Origin of the sequence: Pyruvatibacter mobilis (genome assembly GCF_012848855.1) — a bacterium.
Classification (GTDB): Bacteria; Pseudomonadota; Alphaproteobacteria; order CGMCC-115125; family CGMCC-115125; genus Pyruvatibacter; species Pyruvatibacter mobilis.
On sequence record NZ_CP051630.1, the window covers coordinates 1,001,411 to 1,027,121 of the forward strand.

The 25,711-nt window shown below is 63.9% G+C and carries 22 protein-coding genes; 5 read left to right on the forward strand and 17 right to left on the reverse strand.

Annotated elements, in window-relative coordinates:
• Positions 1-35: 35 nt before the first annotated feature.
• Entirely contained in the window at positions 36-2,189 is a 2,154-nt protein-coding gene (locus HG718_RS04650) for a methyl-accepting chemotaxis protein (RefSeq protein WP_160588868.1), read from the reverse strand.
• A 209-nt stretch (positions 2,190-2,398) separates the two neighbouring features.
• Positions 2,399-4,555, reverse strand: coding sequence for a methyl-accepting chemotaxis protein (locus tag HG718_RS04655; protein WP_160588867.1), 2,157 nt, complete (start codon positions 4,553-4,555; stop codon positions 2,399-2,401).
• Positions 4,556-5,036: 481 nt separating this feature from the next.
• On the opposite strand from HG718_RS04655, the gene HG718_RS04660 reads away from it, so the two are divergent.
• Both HG718_RS04660 and HG718_RS04665 read left to right on the forward strand, forming a co-directional pair.
• Positions 5,037-6,746 carry a hypothetical protein gene (locus tag HG718_RS04660; RefSeq protein ID WP_160588866.1) on the forward strand — a complete coding sequence of 570 codons (1,710 nt, stop codon included), beginning with the start codon at positions 5,037-5,039 and terminating at the stop codon, positions 6,744-6,746.
• 113 nt (positions 6,747-6,859) lie between these two features.
• The gene (locus tag HG718_RS04665) at positions 6,860-7,447 is read left to right on the forward strand and encodes a nitroreductase family protein (protein ID WP_027842027.1); all 588 of its coding nucleotides are present in this window, start codon (positions 6,860-6,862) and stop codon (positions 7,445-7,447) included.
• Positions 7,448-7,453: 6 nt separating this feature from the next.
• Here HG718_RS04665 and HG718_RS04670 read toward each other — a convergent pair whose 3' ends face one another.
• The 4 genes from HG718_RS04670 to HG718_RS04685 all read right to left on the reverse strand — a co-directional run bounded on the left by HG718_RS04670 (position 7,454) and on the right by HG718_RS04685 (position 10,581).
• Positions 7,454-8,614, reverse strand: coding sequence for a D-alanine--D-alanine ligase (locus HG718_RS04670; RefSeq protein ID WP_160588865.1), 1,161 nt, complete (start codon positions 8,612-8,614; stop codon positions 7,454-7,456).
• Positions 8,615-8,641: 27 nt separating this feature from the next.
• A complete protein-coding gene (locus tag HG718_RS04675) occupies positions 8,642-9,250 on the reverse strand; it encodes a DedA family protein (RefSeq protein ID WP_160588864.1) in 609 nt (202 codons plus the stop codon).
• Between the two features lie 84 nt (positions 9,251-9,334).
• Complete coding sequence (locus tag HG718_RS04680; protein WP_160588863.1) at positions 9,335-10,234, reverse strand: alpha/beta fold hydrolase; 900 nt, start codon at positions 10,232-10,234, stop codon at positions 9,335-9,337.
• A gap of 47 nt (positions 10,235-10,281) precedes the next feature.
• Positions 10,282-10,581 (reverse strand): hypothetical protein, encoded by a 300-nt coding sequence (locus tag HG718_RS04685; protein ID WP_160588862.1) that lies wholly within the window; start codon positions 10,579-10,581, stop codon positions 10,282-10,284.
• Positions 10,582-10,752: 171 nt separating this feature from the next.
• Between HG718_RS04685 and HG718_RS04690 the strand changes: the two genes are divergently transcribed.
• Complete coding sequence (locus tag HG718_RS04690; protein ID WP_160588861.1) at positions 10,753-12,186, forward strand: MATE family efflux transporter; 1,434 nt, start codon at positions 10,753-10,755, stop codon at positions 12,184-12,186.
• 37 nt (positions 12,187-12,223) lie between these two features.
• On the opposite strand, the gene HG718_RS04695 is transcribed toward HG718_RS04690, so the two are convergent.
• The 3 genes from HG718_RS04695 to HG718_RS04705 all read right to left on the reverse strand — a co-directional run bounded on the left by HG718_RS04695 (position 12,224) and on the right by HG718_RS04705 (position 15,531).
• Positions 12,224-14,068 (reverse strand): WS/DGAT/MGAT family O-acyltransferase, encoded by a 1,845-nt coding sequence (locus tag HG718_RS04695; protein ID WP_160588860.1) that lies wholly within the window; start codon positions 14,066-14,068, stop codon positions 12,224-12,226.
• A gap of 144 nt (positions 14,069-14,212) precedes the next feature.
• Entirely contained in the window at positions 14,213-15,076 is an 864-nt protein-coding gene (locus HG718_RS04700; RefSeq protein WP_160588859.1) for an HpcH/HpaI aldolase/citrate lyase family protein, read from the reverse strand.
• Positions 15,073-15,531, reverse strand: coding sequence for a MaoC family dehydratase (locus HG718_RS04705; protein WP_027840664.1), 459 nt, complete (start codon positions 15,529-15,531; stop codon positions 15,073-15,075). The genes HG718_RS04700 and HG718_RS04705 overlap by 4 nt, the downstream gene beginning before the upstream one ends.
• A gap of 81 nt (positions 15,532-15,612) precedes the next feature.
• Between HG718_RS04705 and HG718_RS04710 the strand changes: the two genes are divergently transcribed.
• The gene (locus HG718_RS04710; RefSeq protein WP_160588858.1) at positions 15,613-16,776 is read left to right on the forward strand and encodes an acyl-CoA dehydrogenase family protein; all 1,164 of its coding nucleotides are present in this window, start codon (positions 15,613-15,615) and stop codon (positions 16,774-16,776) included.
• Between the two features lie 13 nt (positions 16,777-16,789).
• On the opposite strand, the gene HG718_RS04715 is transcribed toward HG718_RS04710, so the two are convergent.
• Together HG718_RS04715 and HG718_RS04720 are read right to left on the reverse strand one after the other, a co-directional pair.
• Positions 16,790-17,611 (reverse strand): isocitrate lyase/PEP mutase family protein, encoded by an 822-nt coding sequence (locus HG718_RS04715; protein ID WP_160588857.1) that lies wholly within the window; start codon positions 17,609-17,611, stop codon positions 16,790-16,792.
• 105 nt (positions 17,612-17,716) lie between these two features.
• Positions 17,717-19,195 carry a spinster family MFS transporter gene (locus HG718_RS04720; protein WP_205345715.1) on the reverse strand — a complete coding sequence of 493 codons (1,479 nt, stop codon included), beginning with the start codon at positions 19,193-19,195 and terminating at the stop codon, positions 17,717-17,719.
• A gap of 154 nt (positions 19,196-19,349) precedes the next feature.
• On the opposite strand from HG718_RS04720, the gene HG718_RS04725 reads away from it, so the two are divergent.
• Positions 19,350-20,342 (forward strand): lysozyme family protein, encoded by a 993-nt coding sequence (locus tag HG718_RS04725; RefSeq protein WP_160588856.1) that lies wholly within the window; start codon positions 19,350-19,352, stop codon positions 20,340-20,342.
• A gap of 10 nt (positions 20,343-20,352) precedes the next feature.
• Here the strand turns inward: HG718_RS04725 and HG718_RS04730 are convergent, their stop codons facing one another.
• The 6 genes from HG718_RS04730 to ectB all read right to left on the reverse strand — a co-directional run bounded on the left by HG718_RS04730 (position 20,353) and on the right by ectB (position 25,679).
• Positions 20,353-21,561: a CaiB/BaiF CoA transferase family protein gene (locus HG718_RS04730; RefSeq protein ID WP_160588855.1), complete on the reverse strand. Its 1,209-nt coding sequence runs from the start codon at positions 21,559-21,561 to the stop codon at positions 20,353-20,355.
• Positions 21,562-21,681: 120 nt separating this feature from the next.
• Positions 21,682-22,893 carry a serine hydrolase domain-containing protein gene (locus tag HG718_RS04735; protein WP_160588854.1) on the reverse strand — a complete coding sequence of 404 codons (1,212 nt, stop codon included), beginning with the start codon at positions 22,891-22,893 and terminating at the stop codon, positions 21,682-21,684.
• Positions 22,890-23,507 carry a TetR/AcrR family transcriptional regulator gene (locus HG718_RS04740; protein WP_160588853.1) on the reverse strand — a complete coding sequence of 206 codons (618 nt, stop codon included), beginning with the start codon at positions 23,505-23,507 and terminating at the stop codon, positions 22,890-22,892. The genes HG718_RS04735 and HG718_RS04740 overlap by 4 nt, the downstream gene beginning before the upstream one ends.
• Before the next feature lie 94 nt (positions 23,508-23,601).
• The gene (locus tag HG718_RS04745) at positions 23,602-23,781 is read right to left on the reverse strand and encodes a hypothetical protein (RefSeq protein WP_027840670.1); all 180 of its coding nucleotides are present in this window, start codon (positions 23,779-23,781) and stop codon (positions 23,602-23,604) included.
• 104 nt (positions 23,782-23,885) lie between these two features.
• Positions 23,886-24,272 (reverse strand): ectoine synthase, encoded by a 387-nt coding sequence (locus HG718_RS04750; RefSeq protein WP_027840671.1) that lies wholly within the window; start codon positions 24,270-24,272, stop codon positions 23,886-23,888.
• Between the two features lie 99 nt (positions 24,273-24,371).
• Complete coding sequence (gene ectB, locus HG718_RS04755; protein ID WP_160588852.1) at positions 24,372-25,679, reverse strand: diaminobutyrate--2-oxoglutarate transaminase; 1,308 nt, start codon at positions 25,677-25,679, stop codon at positions 24,372-24,374.
• Positions 25,680-25,711: the final 32 nt, after the last annotated feature.

The window sequence follows — 25,711 nt, forward strand, 5'->3', positions numbered from 1 at the left end:
CCTTTCAGTTGGCGGAGACAATCAGGTCCGTGCGGTTACGCAGCGCGGATCTGATCGATGAAGGCCTTCATCTGATCGCGCAGGGCATCGCCCTGTTCGGCCAGGGAGTTCGACGAGGCCAGCAGCTGGGTCGCGGCGGCGGAGGCCTGCTGCGATGCCTGGCTGACGCTCTGGACGCTGGACGACACTTCGTGGGTGCCGCCGGCGGCTTGCTGGGCGTTGCGGGCAATCTCGCCCGTGGCCGCCGTCTGCTGGTCGATCGAGGTTGCGATCGTCTGGCTGATCTCGTTGACCTGCGCGATGACATCGCGGATGCCGCTGATGGCGGCGACGGCGGTCTGGCTTTCGGCCTGCACGCCTTCGATCTGCTGACGGATCTGCTCGGTGGCCTTCTGGGTCTGGGTCGCCAGGCTCTTCACCTCGCTCGCCACGACCGCAAAGCCCTTGCCCGCATCGCCCGCACGCGCCGCCTCGATGGTGGCGTTGAGGGCCAGCAGGTTGGTCTGCTCGGCGATGTCCTGGATAAGGGCCAGCACGTCACCGATCTGGTTGGCGGCGTCCGACAGGCCGGTGACCTGGCCGGCCGCATTTTCCACGCTCTGGGCGGCGTGTTCCGACACGTCGCGGGAGCGCATGACCTGCTGTTGCATTTCGGAGATCGACGCCGACATTTCTTCCGTCGCCGACGACACGGTCTGCACGTTGACGGACGATTCCTCGGCGGCGGCTGCCACGCGGGCAGATTCCGTGGTGGTCTGCTCGGCGATGGAAGACACGCCCTGGGCGGTTTCCTTCAGGTCGCGGGCGGTGGCCGCCACGGCTTCCACCACTTCGCCGACGGAGACCTCGAAGTCATGGGCCAGCTTGCTCATGGCTTCGCGCTTTTCTTCCGCGGCGCGGGCTTCCTGTTCGGCCTTTTCCTCTTCGAGGCGTTCGGCTTCCTGGCCCTGTTCCTTGAAGACCTGGACGGCATTGGCCATGGCGCCGATTTCGTCCTTACGGCCGCGGCCGGGCACCTCGGTGGACCAGTCGCGGTTGGCCAGGCGCTCCATGGCACCGGTCATGTTGCTCAGGGGCCGCGAGATGCTGCGGGCCATGAAGAAACCGGCGGCGGTGGAGGCTGCCATCGCAAGCGCCGTCATCAGCATGAACTGGGTAAGAAGGGCAGAGATGTCCTGCTGCGCTTCGTCCTTGCTGACGGTTGCCAGCACGGCCCAAGTATCGCCGAAGATGTTGGCGGGACGATAGGCCGACAGGGCGTCGGAGCCATCAAGGCCGGTGGATTCCACGAAGCCGGAATTGCCGGCCAGGCCGTCGATGGCAGCGTTGTTCTCAACGGTGTTGGCAAGTGTGGTCGGCTCGGCGCTGAAGCGGCTGTCCGATCGCATCAAGCGGTCCGGGCCCACGAGGAAGCTTTCCGCCGTGTCACCCAGGGCCTGCGTCTTGGCCATCAGGTTGTTGATGGCGTTGTGCGGCACCTGGTAGGCGATGGTGCCGACACGTTCGCCGATACGGTCGAAGACCGGGGCGCCGATAAAGGCACGGGGTTCGCCATTGGCCGGGCCGTATTCGGCGTAATCTTCAAACAGGATCGTGCCCATCTCGGCTTCGGCGGCGCGGGCGACGAGGCGGCCAAGGCCCGTGTCGGCCCATTCGCCTTCGGTCATGCTGGTGGCGAATTCCGGGTTCTTGCGGGTGGAGTAGACCAGATCGCCGTCGCGGGTGACGAGATAGACGTCATAATAGCCGCGGCGGTTCATCAGGTCGCGGAACCACGGATGATAATAGCTGTGGGTATGGGAGTAGAACGTGCCGTCTTCCACCGTTTCCAGCAGCTCGCGCTGTTCCGGGTTCGGATTGTTGGTCACGAACTTTTCAACAAGTTGATCGGAGACGTTGCGGCCCAGGGACATCCAGGCGTCGTCAAACGCGCCGATGGCCTCGATGACCATGGTGCTGTTCGACAGGATCACCAGTTCCTGGCCCAGCCCGTTGAGGTAGTCGGAAACTTCCTGTGCGCGGTTGGCGGCAACTGTCTCGAGCTTGTTCTCGATCTGCGCATCAAGCGCAGAGCGGGCCCCGAGAAAGCCCATTGTTGCTGTAACGACGGCGACTACGGCGGACATGCCGATAATGACGGCAGGCAGCTTCTGCGAAATCTTCAGTGCCGAAAAATCGGGGGCACGCATCCATCTTCCTCCTGAAGTCACATGCTGACGGTGGCCAGAAATGGCACTGATCGCCGGCACGGGTTCTTTTCTCGGATCAGGACGCTAGGGGTTGCGGGCTAAATTAGAGTGAACTCGCATTGCGTGTTTGTTCGCAATTTATGCGTGTACAAACAATAGGGGCGCCCGGTTGGGGCGCCCCTTGTCATGGTGTCGATGTGGGGCGGTGCCTAAGCGGCACGCACCTTTTCGATGAAGGACTTCATCCGCTCCCGGAGAGCTTCGCCCTGTTCGGCCAGCGAGTTGGAGGAGGCGAGCAGCTCCGTCGAAGCGGCGGATGCCTGCTGGGATGCCTCGCTCACGCCCTGGACGCTGGACGACACTTCATGGGTGCCGGCGGCGGCCTGCTGAGCATTGCGGGCGATCTCGCTGGTGGCGGCCGTCTGCTGCTCGATTGCGGCAGCGATCGACTGGCTGATCTCCGTCACCTGGGCAATGACCTCGCGGATGCCGCTGATGGCCCCGACCGCGGTCTTGCTTTCAGACTGCACGCCTTCGATCTGCTGACGGATCTGCTCGGTCGCCTTCTGGGTCTGGGTTGCCAGGCTCTTCACCTCGCTCGCCACGACCGCAAAGCCCTTGCCGGCTTCACCGGCGCGGGCTGCCTCGATGGTGGCGTTGAGGGCCAGCAGGTTGGTCTGCTCGGCAATGTCCTGGATGAGGGCCAGCACGTCGCCGATCTGGTCGGCGGCGTCGGACAGGCCAGTGACCTGGCCGGCTGCATCTTCAACGCTCTGGGCAGCGCGTTCGGACACGTCACGGGAGCGCATGACCTGCTGCTGCATCTCGGAGATCGAGGCAGACATTTCCTCGGTCGCCGACGACACGGTCTGCACATTGACCGAGGATTCCTCTGCAGCGCTCGCCACGTTGGCGGACTGGGCCGTGGTTTCCTCGGCGATTGCGGACACACCCTGGGCTGTGTCCTTCAGGTCCTGTGCGGTGGCGGCCACGGCCTCCACCACTTCGCCGACGGAGCTTTCGAAATCGTCCGCGAGCTGGTTCATGGCAGCCCGCTTCTCTTCGGCGGCGCGGGCCTCGCGGGCGGCTTCTTCGGACTGCAGGCGTTCGGCTTCCTGGCCCTGGTCCTTGAACACTTCGACGGCCTTGGCCATCTCGCCGATCTCGTCGGTACGTGTCAGGCCGGGGATCTGCGTCGACCACACCTTGTTGGCCAGTTCACCCATGGCGCTGGTCATGTCGCTCAGCGGCTTGGCGATGCTGCGGGCGACGAGCAGGCCGATGACGGCTGCGGCAACCGCCACGAGAGCGCCGACGATGAGGAACATCATCAGCAGAGCCATCACCGGTGCTTCCGCCTCGTCAAAGTCGATCTTGGCGACGACGGCCCAGGTGGTGCCGAAAATGTCGACGAAGTTGTACGCGGCAAAGCTGTCCTGGCCGGTCAGGCTGTCAATGCGGGTAAAGCCTGTCTGCTTGGCCTGCGCGGCTGTCACAGCCTCGTTCTCCACCTTCAGCGTCATGCTGGTGGGCTCTTCGAAGAACCGGCTGTCGGAGCGCATCATGCCGTCCGGGCCGACGATGTAGCTGTCCGCGGTCTCGCCCAGCGAATGTGTCTTGGCCATCAGCTGGTTGATGACTTCGGCGGGCATCTGGTAGGCGATCACGCCGGTGCGGTTGCCGGTGCGATCAAAGACCGGCGCGCCGACGAAGCTTGCCGCAGCGCCGCCTGAAGGCCCGTAGGCTGCGAAGTCCTCGAAGATAATGGAGTTGGCTTCAGCTTCGGCGGCACGGCGATAGACCTTGCCGAGACCGGAGGCTGCCCATTCACCATCCACAAAATTGGTGGCGAAGTCGGCTTCCTTGAACACCGAGTAGACGAGGTCGCCCCGGCTGTTGAACAGGAAGACATCGTAATAGCCGCGGCGCTGCTGCAGGTCGCGGAACCACGGATGATAATAGCTGTGGTTGTGGGAGTAGAGGGTCCCGTCGTCCTTGGTGAGAAGCTTGTCCTTCTCGCCGAGCGGGTGGGGGTTCTCGGTGATGTAGTCCCGCTGCAAGCGTTCGGTCGCGCTCTTGCCGAGGGAGTACCAGGCGTCATCGAAGGCACCGATGGCCTCGATCACCGTGGTGCTGTTGGCCAGGATCACCAGTTCCTCGCCGAGGCCGTCGATGTACTCGCCGACTTCCAGGGCGCGATCCGCTGCCACTGATTCAAGGTTCTTCTCGATCTGCTGGTTCAGCGCGTTGCTCGCGCCGAAGAAGCCAAGTCCCGTCGTGATGACTGCCGCTGTCACCGAAAGACCGATGATCACCGCAGGCAGTTTCTGGGACAGTTTCAAGTCCAGAAGTTTCGCGCCCCGCATGGAATTTCCCCTGATAAAGGATTTCTCGGCAGACGAAAATTTTCGTCAGCTTCAAATTATTTTGCAGGAGCGAACCTAAAATCTCGTGAACGCGAAAAGGTAGCAAGTGGTTGTATTTGCACAAAAAACCGCCATTTGCCCATTCCTTGAACATGTTTCGGAATTGACGATGCGCTGATCGGAAATGTCGATTTTCCCCATAAAATCAAGTAGTTGCAGTGCGCTGCAAGATGCTCGTATTGGTTGTTTTGGTGGTTTCGACCGGGCTGATTACACGACGGCCGCTCAGCGACAGGATGCTTATTCTTTGTTAACGTGCGCGGCGTCGTCGCGTTGTTAAATAGAACATCCGGCAGGGTGGCTGACGGTCGTTACGGCTACGGCAACCGGGAAGGTGAGGGGCAGCATGGGCAATCCGGCATTCGGCCGCGTTCTGGGCGCGGCAGTGGCTTTGTGCGCTGGGTTGGGTGTTTCTCAACCAGTGCTGGCGTCATCCCCTGCGCCGTCGGCAGAGCCAGCTGCGGCCACGTCTGACGCTGCGCCGGCGCCGCTCCCGTCGCGGGCTGCCTCGCCGCGTTCCTGGCGCCTGCTTCGGGACCGGTGGACTGCCAGTGACGAGAAGGCCTACGAGGATTTCATCACGGCCATCGGTGAGAGCGATTGCCGCACCACCGACCAGTGCCTGAAGCATGCAGCCAATGTCTATCGCGGCCGCAATCCCAAGGGCGTGCGCTTTTATGCCGATTGCGCGGACCTGCCTTACACGCTCCGGGGCTACTTCGCCTGGATGAACGGTCTGCCCTTCGCCTTTGCCAGCGCCGTGGCGCCCAACGGCTATACGCGCGACATCCGCTATGTGGCGGCGGGCAACCGGGTGATCGAGAAGACGGCGGTGATCAACCAGCCGGGGCAGGTGCCGGCGGATGGGCCGCTGATGCTTCAGCGCATCTCCAACTATGTCTCCTCCGCCATGTATCGCTACCACCCGGAGGAAAAGCGCGGTATTGCGGCGGATCACTATTCCGCCAGCGTCGCGCCGCAATCGATCCGGCCAGGCACTACCATCTATGATCCCAACGGGCATCTGACGGTCGTCTACCGCGTCGATCCGGACGGCCGCATTCACTACATTGATGCGCATCCGGACAATTCCATTACCCGTGGTGTCTATGGCCGCAAGTTCGTGCGGTCCCGGCCGACCATGGGGGCAGGCTTCAAGAACTGGCGGCCCCTGCGCCTTGTCGGCGCGACCCGTGCTGCAGATGGCAGTCTTGTCGGCGGCCGGTACGAATATGCGGCCAATAGCGAGCTGCCGGATTTCTCTGTCGATCAGTATTACGGCAATGTCGCGCCCGACCGGTCCGCGTGGAATGCGGGCGGCTTTGCCTTCAACGGCCAGCGGATGGATTACTACGACTGGGTCCGTGCCGCGGTGGCAGGCCGCAACCTCGTCTATGACCCGCTTGTCGAGACGCGCAACATGATGCGGTCGCTGTGTGATGACCTGACCTATCGCGTTCACGCGGTGGATGAAGCCATTGCCGCGGGCATCAACCGCAAGCCGCAGCCGTCGCGCCTGCCACAGAACATCTATGGCACCAGCGGGGAGTGGGAGACCTATTCCACCCCGTCGCGCGATGCCCGCCTCAAGACATCCTTCATGGAGCTGCGGGATGAGGTCGCGCGCTTCGTTGCCCTCGTGGATGACGGCAGCGACCGGGTCACCTATGCAGGCACAGACATCCGCGCTGACCTGCTGGGGGTGTACAGGGCGGAGGCGGATGCCTGCCGCATAACTTACCGCAATTCCGCGGGTGCTGAGGTCAACCTCGGCTTTGCTGATGTGAAGGACCGGTTGTTTGATCTGTCATTTGACCCCTACCACTGTGCCGAGCGGCGCTGGGGTGCGGACGGGGCGGAGCTTGCCACGTGCCCCGACGGCGGCACCAAGCGCGCCTGGTACAAGGCCGAACAGCGGCTGCGCAACCAGCCGGAGCGGACCTATGACACGCGGATGGATTTTACCCTCAGCCAGCTTCAGGCCGGTGCGCCGGGGTCCGGCTGGAGCTCGCCGCCGGATATCGACGTTGAAGGCCTGCTGACGCCGGTCACGTCCACGGTCCCGGCCTCCGGGACCCCGAAGGAGGGGCCGGAAATCCGGGCTGATCTGCGCGAAACCCTCAGCCGGTAGGACCTTCCCCCGGGGCTACGCGCTTTTTCTACTTGCGAGCCGTTCTCAAAACACTACATCAGGGCTGAACCGCGCTATACAGGCGCCGCACTGCCATTCGCCGGAGCCCCTTGATGACCGACGCTGCCAACCCGACCCTTGATCTCCTCAGGACCCGCCGGTCCATCGTTGCCCGCGACATGGGGCAGGATGGTCCGTCTGCGGAGCAATTGGAGGATATCCTGCGGGCGGGGTTGCGGGTGCCGGATCATGGCAAGCTCGCCCCATGGCGGTTCATCGTGTTCGAGGGCACCGCGCGCAAGCAGTTCGGGGGCGTGCTTGAGCGGGCCTATCTCGCCAGCGGCATGCCTGACGAGGATGACCGCCGCCAGTTCGAGCGCGAGCGCTTCCTGCGGGCAGGCGCGGTTGTTGCCGTTGTCTCCATCGTCAATCCGGAAAGCAAGATCCCGGAATGGGAGCAGGTGCTGTCGGCGGGGGCTGTCTGCCAGAACATGCTGATCGCCGCCACGGCCCATGGTCTTGCTGCCCAGTGGCTGACCGAATGGTACGCCTATGACGACATGGTCAACCAGGCGCTGCGTTTGCACGAGAATGAGCGCGTGGCGGGGTATCTCTATTTCGGCTCGGTGGTGAATGCACCCGGCGAACGTGTGCGTCCGGACTTCGAAGACAAGGTCTCGCGCTGGCGGCCGGAGATCTGAGGCCTGTTACTGGGTCACCGGATAAAGCGGGTTCAGGTGCTTTTCCCGCTTGTAGGCATCCCACAGGTTCCAGATGCTCGGGGCACGGAAGCCGCGCCTACGGTTGCGCGCGCCGATCTCGAACAGGAGCCGGTTCTGTTCAAAGAGCGTGGCATAGGCCTGCCGCAGGGTCGTCTTGCGGTCCCAGATATGGGTGGCTTCGCCGCCGGCGCCGTTGATCTCCACCAGCTTGAAACCTTCGCCGCGCTGCAGCTTCTCAATGCTTTCAAACCGCAGGTCGAAGCGCCCGAAATAGAATTCGGGAATGCTGTCGGCGATGGCGTCGAAAGCCCGTTCCATCTCCTGCGTGATGTAGGCGGCCCCGTCGCGGAAGATGGTGCCGCGGGAATGGCTGCCGGCGAAGGCGAGGCGGAAGGGTTCGCCATGGGGCAGGACCATGTCCAGCCGGTGTCGGTGGCGTGGCAGGTAGATGTGCTGCAGCAGCCCGGCGCGCGGGTCCGCGGCGATCAGCTCAGCAAGCGTCGAGTGACCGTCGCCGATCACGTGAGGGAAGTATTTGAGGGTAAGCGAGAAGATGCGGCCGGTTTTCTCGCCCGGCAGCCGTACATAGAAGACACCGGCCTCCGCCTCATGCTCAACCATTTCCTGAAGGATCAGGCGTGCGCCTTGCGGGAAGCTCTCGAGATAGGCCGCCAGGTCCTCGCGGCTGCGGACGGGCCGTACACCAACGCCGCGGCATCCGATATCGGGCTTTGCCACGACCGGGAAGCTGAGATCTGCTGCCGCCATGAGGCCGATGGCGGTTTCCATGTCCTGCGCCGTGCCGATGGTATCGGCAGGTCCGCGGGTCAGGGACGTCCACCTGGCCATGGCCTCGCGGGCCTGGCCTTCCAGCAACTCGAAAATCGCCAGCTTGCTTTCACCTGCCATGCCGCCGTCCGGGAAGGACGGGTTGGCCAGCAGCGCAAGACCCGGCCCCCGGTGGCGCAGCGCCAGCCAGCACCATTGCAGCGCGATGGGCGCATAGAAGATATGCTGCGGCCAGAACTCGAAATGGGAGACGGGCGGGCCTGACATATCCAGGGGCGGCATGCCCACATGGATCGGGCGGTTGGGTGTCGGGCGGTGCGGAGGGGTAGGGGTGGGCGGTGTGGCGGTCTCGGTCATTGGCGCGCGGGCCCCGGACTGATTGAGCTAGGAATTATCCGTCGGCTGAGGAGTGCCGAACCGTTTCAATATCTTCGCCGTGATGCGGGGCAGCACAATGGCCAGCACAATCACAATCGCGGCAACGCCCCAGCGCCACGGGCCAAGCTCGTCCAGCACCGTCTCGCCCAATATGGCGATCAGGGTATAGACGCCGGTGGACCAGCCAGCCGCCAGCGCCCCTGCATAGAGCGCAAAACGCGGGAAGGGGATGCCGACGAAGCCTGCGCCGGTATAGGTCGGCAGCCGCATGCCCGGGATGCAGCGCGCGCCAAACAATGTGACGAAGAGTGAGCCTTCGAGAAATTCGCGGCCCTTCATGATCCTGTGCTCGGAGACCCATCGCCGGGCACGGGGCCACCGTGCCGCCAGGGCGCCCAGTCCGTAGAGCCCGAAATCACCGAAAAGGATGCCGATATAGAGCGACATCAAAGCGGCTGTGTGGGGCAGCACGTCCTCGCTCGCCAGAAGGGCAGCGGTCACGGTGGCCGCATCCTCGAGGATCAGCGTGCCGGCGATGATCGCCAGCATCACCAGAAGCTGGTTGTCCGAGAAGCTCTCGATTAAGGCCAGCAGCGCCTCGTAGGAGAAATCCATCTGGTGTCCGGCGGCAGGAATGAATCAGGTCGGGGGCAATCTAACCCATATGGCCAGCTTGTCGCACACCCGGTTTAGACGGGGTTACGGCGCATTGCCCGGGGCCGCAACGCGCCGGATTGCCGCGTCGATATGCTGCTTGGCGTTCCACGGCAGGAAGTGGTTCTCCCCCTCCAGCACGGTAATGTTGAGCGGCGCATTGACCATGGTGGCACGCATATAGGCAACATTGGCGAAGGGCGTGAGGTTGTCCTCCGTGCCGTGAATGATCTCCACCGGCATGGTGAGTTCCTCCAGCCGGGCAGAAAGGGCCTGTAACTCGGGCTCGAGCGCCAGCAATTCGCGATTGGCATTGCGGATCATGCGCGGCAGCACATGCCGCACGCCCCACCATTCACCCACCGGCTGCATGAAATGGACTTCTTCAAGCGCGGGATCCAGCGAACCCGCCACGATCACCAGCGCCTGCACGGCATCAGGCTTGAGAATACCAAGCATCGCTGCCACGGGGCCGCCGAGGGAATGGCCGACAAGGATGGTGCCGCGCGCGTCCAGGAGCGGGGCGATGGCGCGCGCATGGTCTTCCAGCGACGTCACCGCATCGTCCGGGCCGCTGTCGCCGAAGCCCGCGCGGTCCACGGCGATGAACTCGAACCCTTCCGGCACGTCTGCCAGATAATCCTCCCAGGCGCCTGCCGACCCGGGCGTGCCGTGGATGAAGACCACCCGCTGCGGTGCGGTCGTGCCTGAATGGTTGGCGCTGCGCTGGGCAGCCATGGTGATGTCGCCCCAGCCATAGGTCATCAGGCTCGCGCCCGCGGTGGCTTCGGCACCGGCAAACTGGACGGCGCCGGTAATGCTGGCTGCCACAAGACCCACCGTGTGGAGTGCGCGCGGGCGGCGGCGGCGGGCGGGCAAGGCCTCCAGGGGAATGATCGTTTCCTGGTGGCTGGCGCTTGGCCTGTCAGGCGGGAACTGGGACATCACATACTGGCAAACTGCGGGGAGGGGCTGTGGCGGCGGCGGGCGTCCTAGCCCGGGCCACCCGGCAGGCCGCGGATCTCGCCATCCTCGGCGCGGGCCATGGCACGGCTCTGGCGGAAGGCGACGGCGCCGGCGGGCATCTTGTCGAGTTTGCTGCTGCCGGTCGTGTGTTTGCCGTCAGATGCCGCCGAGGTCGCCTTCTTCCGGTTGAGGAAGGCGGTCAGGGACAGCAGCAGAACAGACAGGCCGAAGACGATCGCTGCGGGCCTGCTCGTCTGCAGGATCAGCCAGGTACCGGCACCGCCTGCCAGCAGGATCACGGCGAAAGCCACAAGTCGTGTGCGCATGTGCAGTCTCCTCCCTTTCGGACCCCACTTACCCCTTGCAGATAGGGGAGCATGATGCCCGACACGAGACAAGTTTTTGCGACCGCCGTGGCTTACCGCGGGCGCGATCCGGTGTTAGCGTGCGCGCCCCCCGCGAGGCCGGAGTGGCGGCGGGCACAATTGAAAGATCCCATGCCGCCGCACACCGACGATACCAACATCATGAGCACGGCGCATGCGCCGGCGGCCGGCCAGCGCGGTGTTGCACTTTACCGTGCCCACCTGTCGGAGCTCGTTCGCCTTGCGCTGCCGACCATGGTGCAGCGTGGCGGTGTGCTGACCATGTCTGTGGTCGATACCATGATGGTGGGCAATTACTCCGCTCAGGAACTTGCCTACCAGGCCATCGGCTATGTGCCCTTCAGCTTCATGCTGCTGTTCCTGCTCGGCGGGATCATGGGGCAATTGGTTGTCACCTCCAATGCATTCGGGGCGGGGGATGACACGGCCTGCGGGGCGGCATGGCGGCGCGGCGTCCCCTATGCGGCGGCGCTAGGGCTGCTCGGATTCGTGTTCTGTCTCTTTGGCGGGCCCATCCTGGCGCTTACCGGCCAGACGGCTGAGCTTGCGCGTGAAGGCGGCAAGGTCAGCATGGTGCTGGGCCTCGCCATGCCGTTCGTGCTCATCACCGTTGCGGGCGGCTACTTCCTTGAAGGCATCAAGCGCCCGGTGCCCGGCATGGTGCTGATGATTGCTGCCAATCTGCTCAATATCCTTGCCAACTGGCTGCTCGTCTTCGGCATTGGTCCGTTCCCGGAGATGGGGGCGGTCGGGTCCGCTGTTGCCACGGCGATCGTGTGGACGTTCCAGGCTCTCATCATCACGCTTTACATCTGGCACCTGCGTGACCGGCAGCGCTTCGGCGTCCGGGCGCGCGTGGCGGCCGGATGGCGGGCGTTCTGGCGGGGCGGTGCCCGGCAGCGGGAACTTGGCTATGCCGCAGGCGCCAGCATGGGGACCGAGAACGCTGCATTCTCCATCATGCAGCTCATGGCCGGCACTATGGGCGCTCTGGCACTGGGCAGCTACACGATCGCTTTCAATGTGTTCGCGGTGTCCTTCATGGCCGCCGTCGGTATCAGCACGGCGACAGCGGTGCGCGTGGGCTTCTATTACGGTCAGCGCGACCGGCACCAGATGGAAGTGGCCGGGTGGATCGGTCTCGGCTTCAACCTCGCCGTCATGACCGTTCTCGGCGGCCTGTTGATGGTGGTTGGCGAGCCCATTGCCTCAATCTATGGCGACAATGGCGAGCTCATCGTGCTGGCGGCCGGGCTGATTGGCTTCATCGGCCTGGTGCTGCCGTTTGATACGGCGCAGACGGTTGTTGCCGGCGGCTTGCGCGGCATGGGGGAGACGTGGGTGCCCACGGGCTTCCACGTCATTTCCTATTTCCTGATCATGCTGCCGCTGGCCTGGCTGTTCGGCCTTCACTGGGAGCGCGGGCCGCAGGGGCTGCTTGAAGCCTTCCTCATCGCGAGCCTGTTTTCGGCTGCCGTCATCAGCCTGCGCTTCCGCGTGCTGGCGCGGCGCGGCGGCGCAGGCGGGCTGGCCAACCCGGAGTGATCAGGGACAGGTGATCCGGCGGGAGTGCGGCGCGCTGCTACTCGGCTGCCGTTGAATAGCCTTCGGCAGGCTTGTCCGGTGCGGGTGTCTCAACTGCCGGGGTCACCACTACCGTTTCCGGCGTCACGGTCGTCACGTCGAGCGTTTGCAGGGCGCCGTTCAGCTTGGGATCCGGCACCGTGGTGGTTGCCTCCTCGCTGATCGGGGTCTGCTTGGCCACCTTGCGGGCCCGCCGGGCGGCGGTCTTTGCCTTGGCTTCGAGTTTCGCCGTGCGCTTGCCGCCCGTCTTGGCGACGGGGCCTTTGGACGTCGCTTTCTTCGCGGCGGTTTTCTTCTTTGCGGTTGTCTTGCGCGCGGCGGCCTTCTTGCGGGCCGGCTTCTTCTTGCCTGCCTCGGCCTGGGCTTCCTTGAGGCGCTTATGTGCTGCCAGCGCTTCGGCGGCCTGGAAAGCCTGAAGCTCCATCTTCTTTTCGAAGGCGTCTTCCAGTTCCTGCGCGGCCTCGATCACGAGGTCGGCCATGAGGTCCACGTCCGGCACCACTTCCCGGTCCGCCATCAGGCCGAAGTCAATCGAATCCAGATAGCTCGTCACGGTGATGTTCAGCGCCTGGCTGTGGACCAGCACCGACATGGGATAATTCGCCACCAGCTTGGCGCCGTTGACGTAGAGCTGCTCCCGCGGGCCCGGCACGTTGGAGATCACCAGATTGGCGGGCGGCGGCACGGTGCCGCCCAATCCCACCGCATTGGTGGCCAGCACGGCCGCGTTGAGCAGCAGCGAATAGTTGGTGGCAGCCTCACGGGACAGGTGGTTCACCTTGTCCTTGGCCGCGCGCGAAGAGCGCTTGATCACCTCAAGCCGCTTCAGCGGATCGTCCACGTCCGTCGCCAGCGTGGTGATGATCATGGAGATGGAATTGCCTTCCTGCTCCGCATCCTTCGGGCGTACGGAGACCGGGCACATGGTGGTCAGCGGCTTGGCGGGCAGGGCCTTGTGGACCGTGAGATATTTCCGTAGCGCGCCGGCGCAGATCGCCAGCACGATGTCATTCACCGTCGCGTCGAGGTTCTTGCCCGTGTCCTTGACGCGGGTCAGGGGCAGGGTGGCGACGCCAAACCGGCGGTGACGGCAGATCGTGGTGTTGAAGATCGTCGGCGGTGCCTGGAAGGGCAGCGGCGCGTCCCGCTCGTCACCGGAAAGGATGTGGAAGCCGCCACGCAGCAGCTTGCCGCCCAGTTCGCTCACGGTGCGGGTCGTGGTGTTCACGCCCTCGGCCACCTGGCTTAGGGATTCAAGTGCCAGGGAAACCATGTCGCGCTTCGGCGCGGGGCCGGCTTTAACCGGCACCTTCTTGTTGCGCTTCACCGGCATCTGCCAGAAGCCTTTGTCCTGCCGGTGACGGGCGGAGCGTGACAGGGTGGAGGACAGGATCGACATGGCCGCGACGCCATCCACCAGGGCGTGGTGGATCTTGATGTATTGCGCGACCCGGTTTCCCTCGATGCCCTCGATGCAATAGCACTCCCACAGGGGATGCGCCCGGTCGAGGCGCTGGCCGTGCAGGCGCGACACCAGTGCCGTCAGCTGCTCCATGGTGCCCGGCTCGGGCAGGCGCACGAAGCGGATGTGGTAGTCGAGGTCGAAATCCTCGTCTTCTACCCAGCGCGGGGTCAGCTCCAGCTTCGACAGCTGGCCGCCGAGCTTGAGATTGAAGGGCGCCTGCGGCGGGGCGGACAGGTCGAACCTGTCGAACATTTCCTGGAAGAAGTTGCCCTTGTAGCGCGGCGGCAATTGCAGGATCTGCAAGCCGGCCACATGGGTCGGGCTTTCATCGGTCTCGACGGTGAGGAAAGCGGAATCCTGGATGTTCAAGCGGCGCATGTCGACGTCCCCGAGGAAGATGTCCTGTTGTGTGGGAGCTTTCCAAATACGCAACGCCGGAAGTCCTTTATTCAGAGCAGCTTATACTGAAGAGTCGCCACCATCCAGTGGGTGAAGGCGGTTGTGCTGCGTGATTCCCGTCACTCAGCCTTGCGCTGAACGCATGAGAACCCGCTGGGCCTGCAGCAGATGCGGCCGATCGATCATCCGGCCATTCAGCGACAGCACGCCCTGGTCCGGACTGGCGGCAAAGGCATCCACAATTGCCTGGGCTTCGGCCAGTTCCGCAGCCGATGGCGTCAGCGCCTCATTGATGACCGCCACCTGGGCCGGGTGGATCGCCAGCTTGGCATCAAACCCGTCCCGCACTGCCTCGGCGAGTTCCGCGCGCAGGCCGTCTTCATTGCGGAAATCCGTGTAGACGCTGTCGATTGCCAATACTCCGGCATGGCGGGCGGCGGCGAGGGTCAGGGTGCGGGCGAGGCGGAAAGTGTCCGTGTAAACGCCGTCTGTGCGGCGGTTGGAGGTGGCGCCCATCTCGGCTGCCAGGTCCTCCGCGCCCCAGGACAGGCCGGCCAGCCGCTCGCCGCAATGCACATAGCCATCCATCACGAACAGCGCTCCGGGCGTCTCGGTGGCCACGGTGAGGATGCGGATCGATCCCGGGTCAAGGCCCGCCTCCCGTTCCAGCGGCGCGATCATGTCGCTCAGGTCCTGCACGCCTTCCGGCGTCGCCTTGGGCAGCATGATCATGTCCGGCGCAGCGGGCACGATCTGTGTCACGTCGTCCCTGCAATGCGGGCCGTCCACCGGGTTCACACGCACCACAATGGTCTTGCCCTTGCGGTCCCCGTCGCGGAGGAACGCCGCCGTCTCCGCGCGCGCCCGCGGCTTCTCGCTGAGCGCGACTGAATCCTCGAGGTCGAGGATCAGGGCATCGGCGTCGCCCTCCAAGGCTTTCGTGCGTTTCTTTTCGCTGTCCGCAGGGACAAAAAGCAGCGACCTCATTTGGCGGGCCTCTTCAGCATCAGCGCCTGGCGGCGGCAGCGGGCCACTTCGTCCCCATGCTGATTGAAAGCCGTGTGGTCGAAGGTGACGATGCCCTGGGTCGGCCGCGACTTGGACTCCCGCTTGCCGATCACCCGGGTCTCCACCCGCACCGTATCGCCGTGGAACAGCGGCTTGGGAAAATTCACATCCGTCATGCCGAGATTGGCGACGGTCGTGCCCAGCGTCGTGTCATGCACCGAGATGCCGATCATCAGGCCGAGCGTGAACAGGGAGTTCACCAGCGGCTTGCCGAACTCGGTCTCTGTTTCCGCATAATGATGATCCAGATGCAGCGCCGCCGGGTTCATGGTCATCACCGAGAACAGCGTGTTGTCACTTTCGGTGATGGTGCGCCGGATGGCATGCTCGATCACCATCCCGTCCTCGAATTCCTCGAAATAAAGCCCGGCCATTTGTGCCCTCCCTTGCTTTGGGGCATGACTGTAAATACGCGCGGGCAAGCCGCGTCAACAGGCAGCAAGACCGGAGGAAGCATGTTTGAGCTGACGCAAGACCAGCAGGCGATAGTGGATGCTGTGGGCCGCATCTGTGCGGCCTATGACGACAGCTACTGGCTGGCGCGGGATGCCGATGGCGTGTTTCCCGAAGCGTTTGTGAAGGACATGGCTGAAGGCGGCTGGCTGGGGACGGCGATGCCGGAGGCGTTTGGCGGGGCGGGGCTTGGGGTTACCGAGACGGCGCTCGTCATGCATACGGTCGCGCGCTCCGGTGCGGGCTTTTCCGGTGCCAGCGCCATTCACATCAACATGTTCGGTCCCATGCCGCTGGTGGTGTTCGGCACGGATGAACAGAAGCAGAAACACCTCCCCCCGCTGATCGCCGGCGAGGCGCGCTGCTGCTTCGGCGTGACGGAACCCAATGCGGGTCTCAACACCACGCATATCGAGACACGGGCCGTGCGCAACGGCAATGGCTACATCATCAACGGCCGCAAGATGTGGACATCCACGGCCCAGACCGCGACCAAGATCCTGCTTCTGGCGCGCTCCACACCGCTTGAGGAAGCGCGCAAGCCAACCGACGGCCTGAGCCTCTTCTACACGGATCTCGACCGCTCGGCGGTGGACGTCCATGTGATCGACAAGATGGGCCGCAAGGCGGTCGACTCCAACGCGCTGTTCATTGATGGGCTGCACGTGCCGGCGGAGGACCTGATCGGCGAAGAGGGGCGGGGGTTTGAATATCTCCTGCACGGCCTCAATCCGGAACGCATTCTGATCGGGGCGGAAGCGGTCGGCCTCGGGCAGCTCGCCCTTGAGCGGGCAGCCACCTACGCGGCCGAGCGGGAAGTCTTCGGCCGTCCCATCGGCCAGAACCAGGCCATCCAGCACCCGCTGGCAGCCAGCTGGGCGGAGCTTGAAGCCGCGTGGCTCATGTGCATGAAGGCGGCCTATCTCTATGACGCGGGCAAGCCGTGCGGCGCCGAAGCCAATGCCGCCAAATATCTGTCAGCGGAAGCGGGCTTCACGGCTTGCGAACGGTCGGTGATGACCCATGGCGGCATGGGCTATGCCAAGGAGTTCCATGTCGAGCGCTATCTCCGTGAAGTCATGATCGCCCGCATCGCCCCCGTGAGCCGCGAACTCATCCTCTCCTTCCTCGCCGAACGCGTGCTAGGCCTGCCGAAGAGCTATTAGGCAGGACGACAGGTCATGATGAGAACAACTCGTTCAGCTCACCAAAGCCTGTCGCTGTCTTGGCAAAGGTGAATGTACCGGTGGCCAGCATTTCATCAGTGGCCTGAATTACTGCCGTGAACGCCGTCCGGAACAGGGCCGAGCCAATGCTGATGCGGGCAACGCCTGCCCTGGCAAGTTCTTCAACCGAGAACTGGGTCCCCGGCAGTCCCACGACGACGTTTACAGGGCGGTCGACCGATGTGACGACGCTTTTGACGTCTTCGATCCGGGTCAGGCCGGGCGCATAAAGGACGTCGGCGCCAGCGTCCTGATAGGCTTGGAGCCGTTTGATGGTGTCAGCCAGGTCCTGCCGGTCAAACAGGTAATTCTCGCAGCGCGCCGTCAAGGTGAACGGAAAGGGTAGAGACCGGGCCCCTTCCACTGCGGCGCGCACTCGATCAAGGGCTTCTTCAAACCCATACATGGGGTCAGATGTGCCTTGGCGGGCGTCTTCGATTGAGCCGCCGACGAGTCCTGTAGCGGCCGCCTGCCTGATGGTGTCCGCTACGCCCTCCGCTGCTGCCGCATAACAGTCCTCGAGATCTGCGCTCACGGGCAAGTTGCTTGCTTCCACCAGTTCACTGGCGTGTGTCAGGACAAGATCGCGCGTCAATGAGCCTTCACTCATTGCTCTCGAGAAAACGAAGCCTGCGCTGGTCGTGGCCAGCGCAGGGAAACCGCGTGCAGCAAGGTATCGGGCTGACCCCGCATCCCATGGATTGGGAATGATAAAGGGCTTGCCCGGCTGGTGAAGGGCGCGGAACTTCTTTGCGAGTGTATGCTGGTTGGACATTCTAGTGCTCGCACGCAATAAGAACAAAACACGAACAAGCTAGATGCTGCGGACAACTCGGTCAAGGCCGCTGGAGTTAGCCTGGGGTTGGGCGCTTGTGCGACCTCACGGCTTTTCGTGCACGGCCACCCATTCATCCAGGTAGTCGCGGCTGGCCTTGTAGGCGTCTAGGCCCACCCAGATGACGACGACGGCGATCACGAGGATGGCCGTGGCGACGATGCCGAGGGATGCGTAGAGCATGTTGTCGTCGGCGAAGACCGCGTCGGTCACGACCGCGATGGCCGTGGGGCCGAGGCCAAGGCCGATGATGGTCACCACGAAGATCATGAAGGCGGAGGCCTGTCCGCGCATCTGGTTGGGCATGATCTCCTGCACGCCTGCGGGGCCTGCGCCGGTGCAGAAGGTGGCGAAGAAGGTCGACGGGGCGATCAGCGCCATGGCGACCCAGGCATTGTCGAGGAAGGGATAGACGGCGGTAAAGGGAATGCAGGCCAGCGCGCCATAAAGCAGCACGCGCAGCTTGCCGTCGCGATAGCCCATCTCGGTCAGCTTGTCGGCCATCCAGCCGCCGGTGACGACGCCCGCCGTGCCGAAGATGACGACGATGATCCCGTAATAGATGCCCGCGTCGCCGGCTTCCCAGCCATGGGTGCGGATCAGGAAGGTGGGAATCCAGGCGGAGACGCCATAGGCCATCATGGCGCACAGGGCGTAGCCCACATGGTGGGAAAACAGGGTGAGGGAGTTGGCGCGCATGTAATCGACCACATCCTTCACCGGCACGGATTCCAGCACCTCACGCCCGTTAGCATCCACCGTCTTGCGGGTGTGGCCGCGCCGGACAGGCTCCTTCAGGGTCAGTGCCCACAGCGCCACCAGGAGGCCCGGCAGGCCGACGACGAAGAACACCACCTGCCAGGCATAGACCTCGCCGACGATGGGCAGGACGGTGTGCTCGACGCCGGAAACCGCCTTCACCACCACGCCGCCGATGACAAGCGCCAGGCCGGCGCCGATATAGACGCCCATGCCATAGACACCCAGCGCAGCGCCGCGCTGATTGGGCGGGAAATAGTCGGACAGGATCGAGTAGGCTGCAGGTGACAGTGCCGCCTCGCCGACGCCGACGCCCATGCGGAACAGGAACAGCTGCCAATAGGTCTTGGCGACGCCGCACAGGGCGGTCATCACGCTCCAGAAGGCAATGCCGATTGAGATGATCCGTATCCGGTGTTTCACGTCCACCGCGCGGCCGATGGGCAGGCCGCAGATCGTGTAGAACAACGCAAAGGCAAAGCCGATGAGCAGGCTCATCTCGGTGTCGGAGATTTCCAGGTCACGGCGGATCGGCACGACAAGCAGGCTCAGGATCTGCCGGTCGATGAAGGAGAAGGTATAGGCCAGCACCAGCACGCCCACCACGTACCAGGCGTACAGCCTGCTCGGGTAGGGCGGTTCTCCGGCTGCGGGCGGGGTGTCGTCGTGGATGGCCGGCGTCTGGGTGCCTGCCTCGATCATGTCATCGGCGATATGGCCGATTTCATCATTGATGTTGTCGTCGTCGCGACCGGGTCCGGTCATGCGGCGCGCCTCCCTCATATGCGTGTTCTTGTTCAACTCCTGTTAGGAGTCATTAACCGCATCCTAACAAGCAGGGGGCTGAAACCAACCGACTTTCTGTGTCCATAAACTGGCACGGGGCTTGAAACGGTAGCGCCGAAAGGAGCCCGACCGCATGACCGCCGTTGCCAATATCAACGCCTCGCAGAGCACCACCAGCGTCGTTGCCGCCGTGAAGACGGCTGCTGCCTCGACAGGGGCGGATTTCGACTATCTGCTTGAGACGGCCGTGCGCGAAAGCTCGCTCAATCCCTCGGCAAAAGCCAAGACGTCCAGTGCGTCGGGCCTGTTCCAGTTCATCGAGCAGACATGGCTCGGCGTGGTCAAACGGCATGGCGCGGACTTCGGTCTGGAGGCCGAAGCTGCGGCCATCGACACCACGGCGGGTGGTCGGCACAAAGTGACCGACAAATCTGCCCGGGAGGCAATTCTTGCCCTGCGCCATGACCCGGAAGTGTCCGCCCTCATGGCCGGTGCGCTGACCAATGAGAGCGCGCGGGCGCTGGAGCAGGGCATTGGCCGCAAGGCGACGTCTGGTGAGCTCTATCTTGCCCACTTCATGGGGCCAAGCGGCGCGATCAAGCTCATCAACACGGCTGAGAGCGATCCGGGCACCCCGGCTGCGTCGCTGTTCCCGGCGGCTGCCAAGGCCAACACATCGATTTTCTATGACGGCAACGGCCGCGCCAGGAACGTGTCCGAGGTCTATGACCGGCTGACACGGGACAAGGATATCGGCGCCGACGCGCGGGCTGCCGTCGCCGCCCTTGAAGGTGCTCCGCAGCGGGTCGCCTCCGCCGGGGCATCGCGTCCGCTGGTGCATCAGCCCGCTGACGCGGTGGTGAACTACCGCAGCCCCGCCCAGGGCGGTGCCGGTCCGCTCACCTTTGCCCTGTCTGGCGGTGCTGTTGCCGCGTCACGCCCCACGCTGGTGCTGACGCCTGCCGTGATGGACGTGCTTGCGTCCCTCGACCCGCTCCCCGCAGCCTCCGCCCGCAAGGGTGAGGATGACCGCTATGAGTGGGCCGAAGGCGACGACACCTACGCCATCCCCTCCCGCGCCGTGACCCAGGCCTATCAGGACGTCCTGCGCGGCACGCTGGCCTGACGCCATTTCCCTAGTTGATCGCTCCGGCGTCGCGCATGGAGGCGATGCTCGCATCGTCATAGCCGAGCTCGCGGAGGATTTCCTCGGTGTGCTGACCGATCGCCGGGGCGGGCCCGCGCACCTTGTCCGCTGTCGTGCCGTCTTCATTGGGCAGACGCACCGGGCCTCCAACGGATTTGCCGCTGCCGCCTTCACCGTCCGGGATCTCCACGAACACGCCTGCTGCTTCCGCCTGCTTGTCCTCGGCCACCTGCGCGAGGGTCTGCACCGGTGCCCACACCACATCCTGCTCATCGAGGCGGCGGCCCCATTCAGCAATGTCGTGTTTTGAAAATTCCTCGTCGAGGATCGTCACCAGCACTTCGGCATTGGCGCGGCGCGATTTTGCGGTCAGGAATCGTTCGTCCTCGGCCAGTTCGGGGCGCCCGATGGCGCGGGCGATGGGGCCGAAGATGTCGCCGGAGTGCCGTGTCAGCAGGCACAGCCATGTGCCGCAGGCGCACTGGAAGAAATTGTTCAGCGCGTTCACGGCCTCGGTGCGGCCCTTGGTGGAGGCGATGCGCCCGTAGCGCAGCTGGATCGCCATATCAGAGGCAATGGAATAGATGCCGGTGCGCAGCAAGGACGCCTCAATCAGGCGGCCCTTGCCGGTGCGGGTGCGCTCGAACAGGGCGCCGAGAATACCGTTGAGGGTTGCAAGGCCCGTGGTGTGATCGCCCTGGCCGACGCGGAGGGGGAAGGGTTCGGAGCCCTTGGGCGCTGTCAGATTGGCAACGCCGGAGCGGGCCCAGAAGGCCGCCATGTCGAAGCCGGGTCGGTCCTTCTCTTCGCCGGTCAGGCCATAGCCCGTAACGCTGGCATAGATCAGTTCCGGCTTTTCGGCGTGCAGTGTGGCCCAGTCGAGGCCGGCGCGGGCCAGGCCGCCGGGGCGCACATTGGTGATGAAGACGTCGGCCGACAGGACGAGCTTTTTCAGCGCTTCGGCGCCCTGCGGGTTGCGCAGGTCCACGGCAAGGCCGCGCTTGCCGCGGTTGTCCATGTCGAAGATCGGGTTGCCTTCCACATTGGCGGCAGACACGTTCTTGAACATGCCGCGGATCGCGTCGCCCTGAAGCGGTTCCACCTTGATCACCTCGGCGCCCCAGTCGGCCATGATGCCGGCGGCGGCAGGCGCGGCGATATAGGTGGCGAGTTCGACGACGCGAATGCCTTCAAGCATGGAATTCTCCCCGAAAAGACGTGTTTCTGTTTGCGGGGGATCATCCATAGGCGGGCGGCGGCGTCAATGGTGTTGCCGCAAGCAGGAGACTGCGCGCCGCCACCCGTCCCATGGTGCGTGTCAGAGGCTGTCCACGATGGCGCGGAACATCTCGAAGGTTTCCTCCTCACGGTAGGACCTCTGTTCGAGGTCCTTGGCGTAGTCGCTGAAGGCCGACAGCTTGACGATGGTCACGTCTTTGGCGGGGTTCACATAGACGAACTGGTTGTAGACCCCGATGCCCGAGAACTCGCCCTCGGTGCTGTCCAGCACCCACCACTGGTAGCCATAACCGAGCGGGAAGGGGATGCCGTTTTCTGCCTCCGGCAGCAGATGCGGCGCGTCCGGCGTCACAGCGGCCTTTGCCCAGTCCGCAGGCACCAGCTGCTTTCCGCGCCATTCACCGCCCTTGCGGAACAGTTCGCCGAGCTTGGCATAGTCACGTGCCGTGGCGTTGAACCCGCCAAAGGCCATTTCCATGCCTTCATCGTCGGTGAGCCAGAAAGCATCGCTTTCAGCGCCCAGCGGCTGCCAGAGCTTTTCGGTCATGTAGTCGGCAATGCTGCGGCCGGTGGCTGCCACCACAAGCGCGCCCAGCACCTGCGTGTCGGTCGAGTTGTAGTGGTTATAGGTGCCCGGCTCCCGCTCGCGCTCCAGCGTGGCCATGAAGTCGTTGAGCGATCCGCCGAGGGCGAAGATGCGGCCGAAGCGATTGATGTCGGAGTCCGGGTCCGAGTAATCCTCGTTCCACGCAGCCCCTGATGACATCTGCAGAATGTCCTTGATGCGGACGCCGTCATAGGCAGACCCTTCCAGGTCCGGCAGATAGGCCGTCACCGGCTGCTCGATGCTCTCGATGTGACCTTCCTCGACCGCAATCCCCACCAGCGTCGAGATGAAGCTCTTGGCGACGGACATGGAGAGCCATTGCTCGTCGCGCCCGCCGGTCAGCCAGTAATTTTCATAGACGACCTTGCCGTCCTTCAGCACCAAGAGGGCGCCGGTGTCGGTCAGCTTGATGAACTCTTCGGTATCCACCGTGTCACCCTTGTAGGTGAAGGTGGCGGGCAGGCTGATCCTCTCGCCGTCCGGGAAGTCGTAGGGCTTATCCGATGCCGGCAGGCGGTTCACCGGGAACATGTCATCCATGCGATGGAAGTTCTGGTACTGCTCCTCCCCGGTGAACAGCGTTGCCACCGTCGTGGCACGGTCGATATTGCTGCCGAAAAACACATAGCCAGCGGCCCCTGCTGCCAGCAGCAGGGCGGCACCGCCCAAAAGCAGTTTCTTCATTTCTGTTTTTCCTTTTTGGTTTTCGTCCCTGTTCCCTCTGTCGCCATGGTGTCGACCAGGGTGCGAGCGGCAGCGAGGGCCGCAGCGCGCCGGCCTCCCTGCAGCCCGAGGAACTGGAAGGCTTCATTGCCATAGGTCAGGGAGAGAATGGCGTAGGCAGTGTCACGGCGTGCCTGCGGGCTGCTGCCGAGGCCGTCCTTTTCCATCTGTGTGGTGAGCATCCGGGTGATGCGGCCATACATGGCACGCAGCCGGTCGCGCATGTTATCGTCACGCTCGGCGAGGTACCACAGCTCGTTCACCACCGTGTTGGTCACATCGTTGGTGAAGGTGTTGGTGAAGAGGACGTCCACGAGGTCGTGGGTGGTCATGGCGCGCCCCTTCGGCCGCAGGCGGGCAACGCCGTCTTCGGCGCGTTCCACCATGCGGTCGATCAGAAGGTCCACCATCTCTGCCCGGTTGCCGATGTGGTAACGCACCAGGGAGCGGGGCAGGCCGCATTCCGACGCCACGTCCGTCAGTGTCGTTTTGGCCAGGCCCGCGCGCATCACGCAGGCTTCGAAGGCTGCGAGTATCTGCTCGCGGCGTTCGTCTCCCATCTGCGGTCGTGCCATGGCGCGCTCCAATCCTGTCACTCATGACAAGAATGGAGGTGCAGTCATTTCCTGTCAAGGATGACAGGTTTGATGCGAACGTGGCCGGACCCGGCTAGCGGATATATCCGCGATCCGAGCCCATGGTGCCGGTGCGCCGCGCGTAGCGGGCCCGGTCGAAAGCCTGGCCAAGGCGCTCATCCTTGCGGGCGCGCTTGTGGCCGGAGCCGAACATGACGAGTGAGATGACGATGGCAAGCGCGATACCGCCGCCGATCAGCCAGATGAAATCCATTGAATGCCGCCTCCCCGCAAATACACAACGGGCACAAGAGACGATCCCCTCCGAGACCGCTCTTGTGCCCGTCAAATGTGCCCGAGTTATGGCGGGTGCAGCTGCTATTCGGTGGCTGCGGGGTAGGCGCCCGTTTCGTCGTGCACCTCAGTGCCCGTCACCGGCGGGTTGAACACGCAGACCATGCGCATCTCCTCGTCGGCTTCGATCATGTGGTCGTCATGTTCGTTCAGCGCATAGACCACGCCGGGGTGCAGGTCCGTAACCTTGCCGGTCGCCTTGTCGAGGATGCGGCCCTTGCCCTCGATGCAGTAGACCGCTTCGAGGTGGTTCACATAGTGGAGGTGCAGTTCGTGGCCCACATGGATCAGGGTGTCATGCAGGGAGAAGCCCATGCCGTCCTTGGCCAGCAGCAGACGGCGGGAGGTCCAGCCTTTGCCCTTCACGTCCATGTCGGTGCCGACGATGTCTGCAAGATCGCGAATAATCATGATGTTGGTCCTGTTACTCTCAAAGGAAGGCGGCGCACCCGCTTGCCGGATGCACCGCCTGTGTCTGCGTCGCGCGGCCCCGGGTGAGGGGCGGCGAGTTTAGCTGGCGCTCTTCTTCAGCGACACCACATTGCCGCTTTCCTCGTCGAGGCCGTGGCGCGCGGCGACTTCCGCAAAGCTCTCGCGCAGAATGGACATACCCTTGTCCAGGCCCTCGGCGTCGAGGATGAGCGGCGGGAGCAGCTTGACCACCTCGTCATGGGCGCCGGCGGTCTCGATCAGCATGCCGCGCTCGAAGGCTGCCGCTGAAATCTCGCCTGCCAGTTCGGCCGGCTCGACGGCGATGCCCTGCATCATGCCGCGGCCCTTGTGATAAGGCTTGAGACCGGGGAAATCGTCGATGATCGTTTCCAGCTTCGACTTCATGGCCTTGGCCATGCTGTGCACGTGCTGTTCGAAATCCTTGGTCGCCCAGCGCTCCAGCGCCTGCGTGGCGGTCACGAAGGCGAGGTTGTTGCCGCGGAACGTGCCGTTGTGCTGGCCGGGTTCGAACACGTCGCATTCCGGCGCCAGCAGCACGATGGCCATGGGCAGGCCGAAGCCGGAGATCGACTTGGACAGGCAGATGATGTCCGGCTTGATCCCCGCGTCCTCGAAGGAGAAGAACTTGCCGGTGCGGCCGCAGCCCACCTGGATATCGTCGGCGATCAGCAGCATGTCGTGCTTGCGGCAGATGCCCTGCAGGCGCTGCAGCCATTCCTTGGTGGCGACATTGAGGCCGCCTTCGCCCTGGATCGTCTCGACGATCACCGCCGCCGGCAGGTCGATGCCCGAGCCCGGATCCTCAAGCGTGCGCTCGAAGTAGTCGATGGTGTCCATCTCGTCGTCCATGTAGCCGCAGAACGGCATGCGGATGACGTCGCCGCCCAAGGGCATGCCGGCGCCTTCGCGCTTCATGGAGTTGCCGGTCAGGCTCAGCGAGCCCAGTGTCATGCCGTGGAAGGCGTTGGTGAAGCTCACGATCTTGTCGCGGCCCTTGGTCAGGCGCGCCGCCTTGACCGCTGTTTCCACGGCATTGGTGCCCGTCGGTCCGGGGAACAGGACACGATGATCCATGTCGCGCGGCTCGAGGATCACTTCCTTGAAGCGCTCGAGGAAGCGCGCCTTGGCGCCGGTGTGCATGTCGAGGCCGTGAGCCACGCCGTCATTGGTGAGATAGCGGATCAGCGCCCACTTCATGTCGTCGGGGTTATGGCCGTAGTTCAGGGTGCCGGCACCGGCGAAGAAATCGAGATATTCGCGGCCGGTCTGGTCCCACATGCGGTAGCCGCTGGCCCGTTCGAAGGTCGTGGGGAAGCTGCGGCAGTAGCTGCGGACGCTGGATTCAACATCATTGAAGATAGACATAGGGGGCTCCTCGCCTTGGTCGGCGTTTGGAT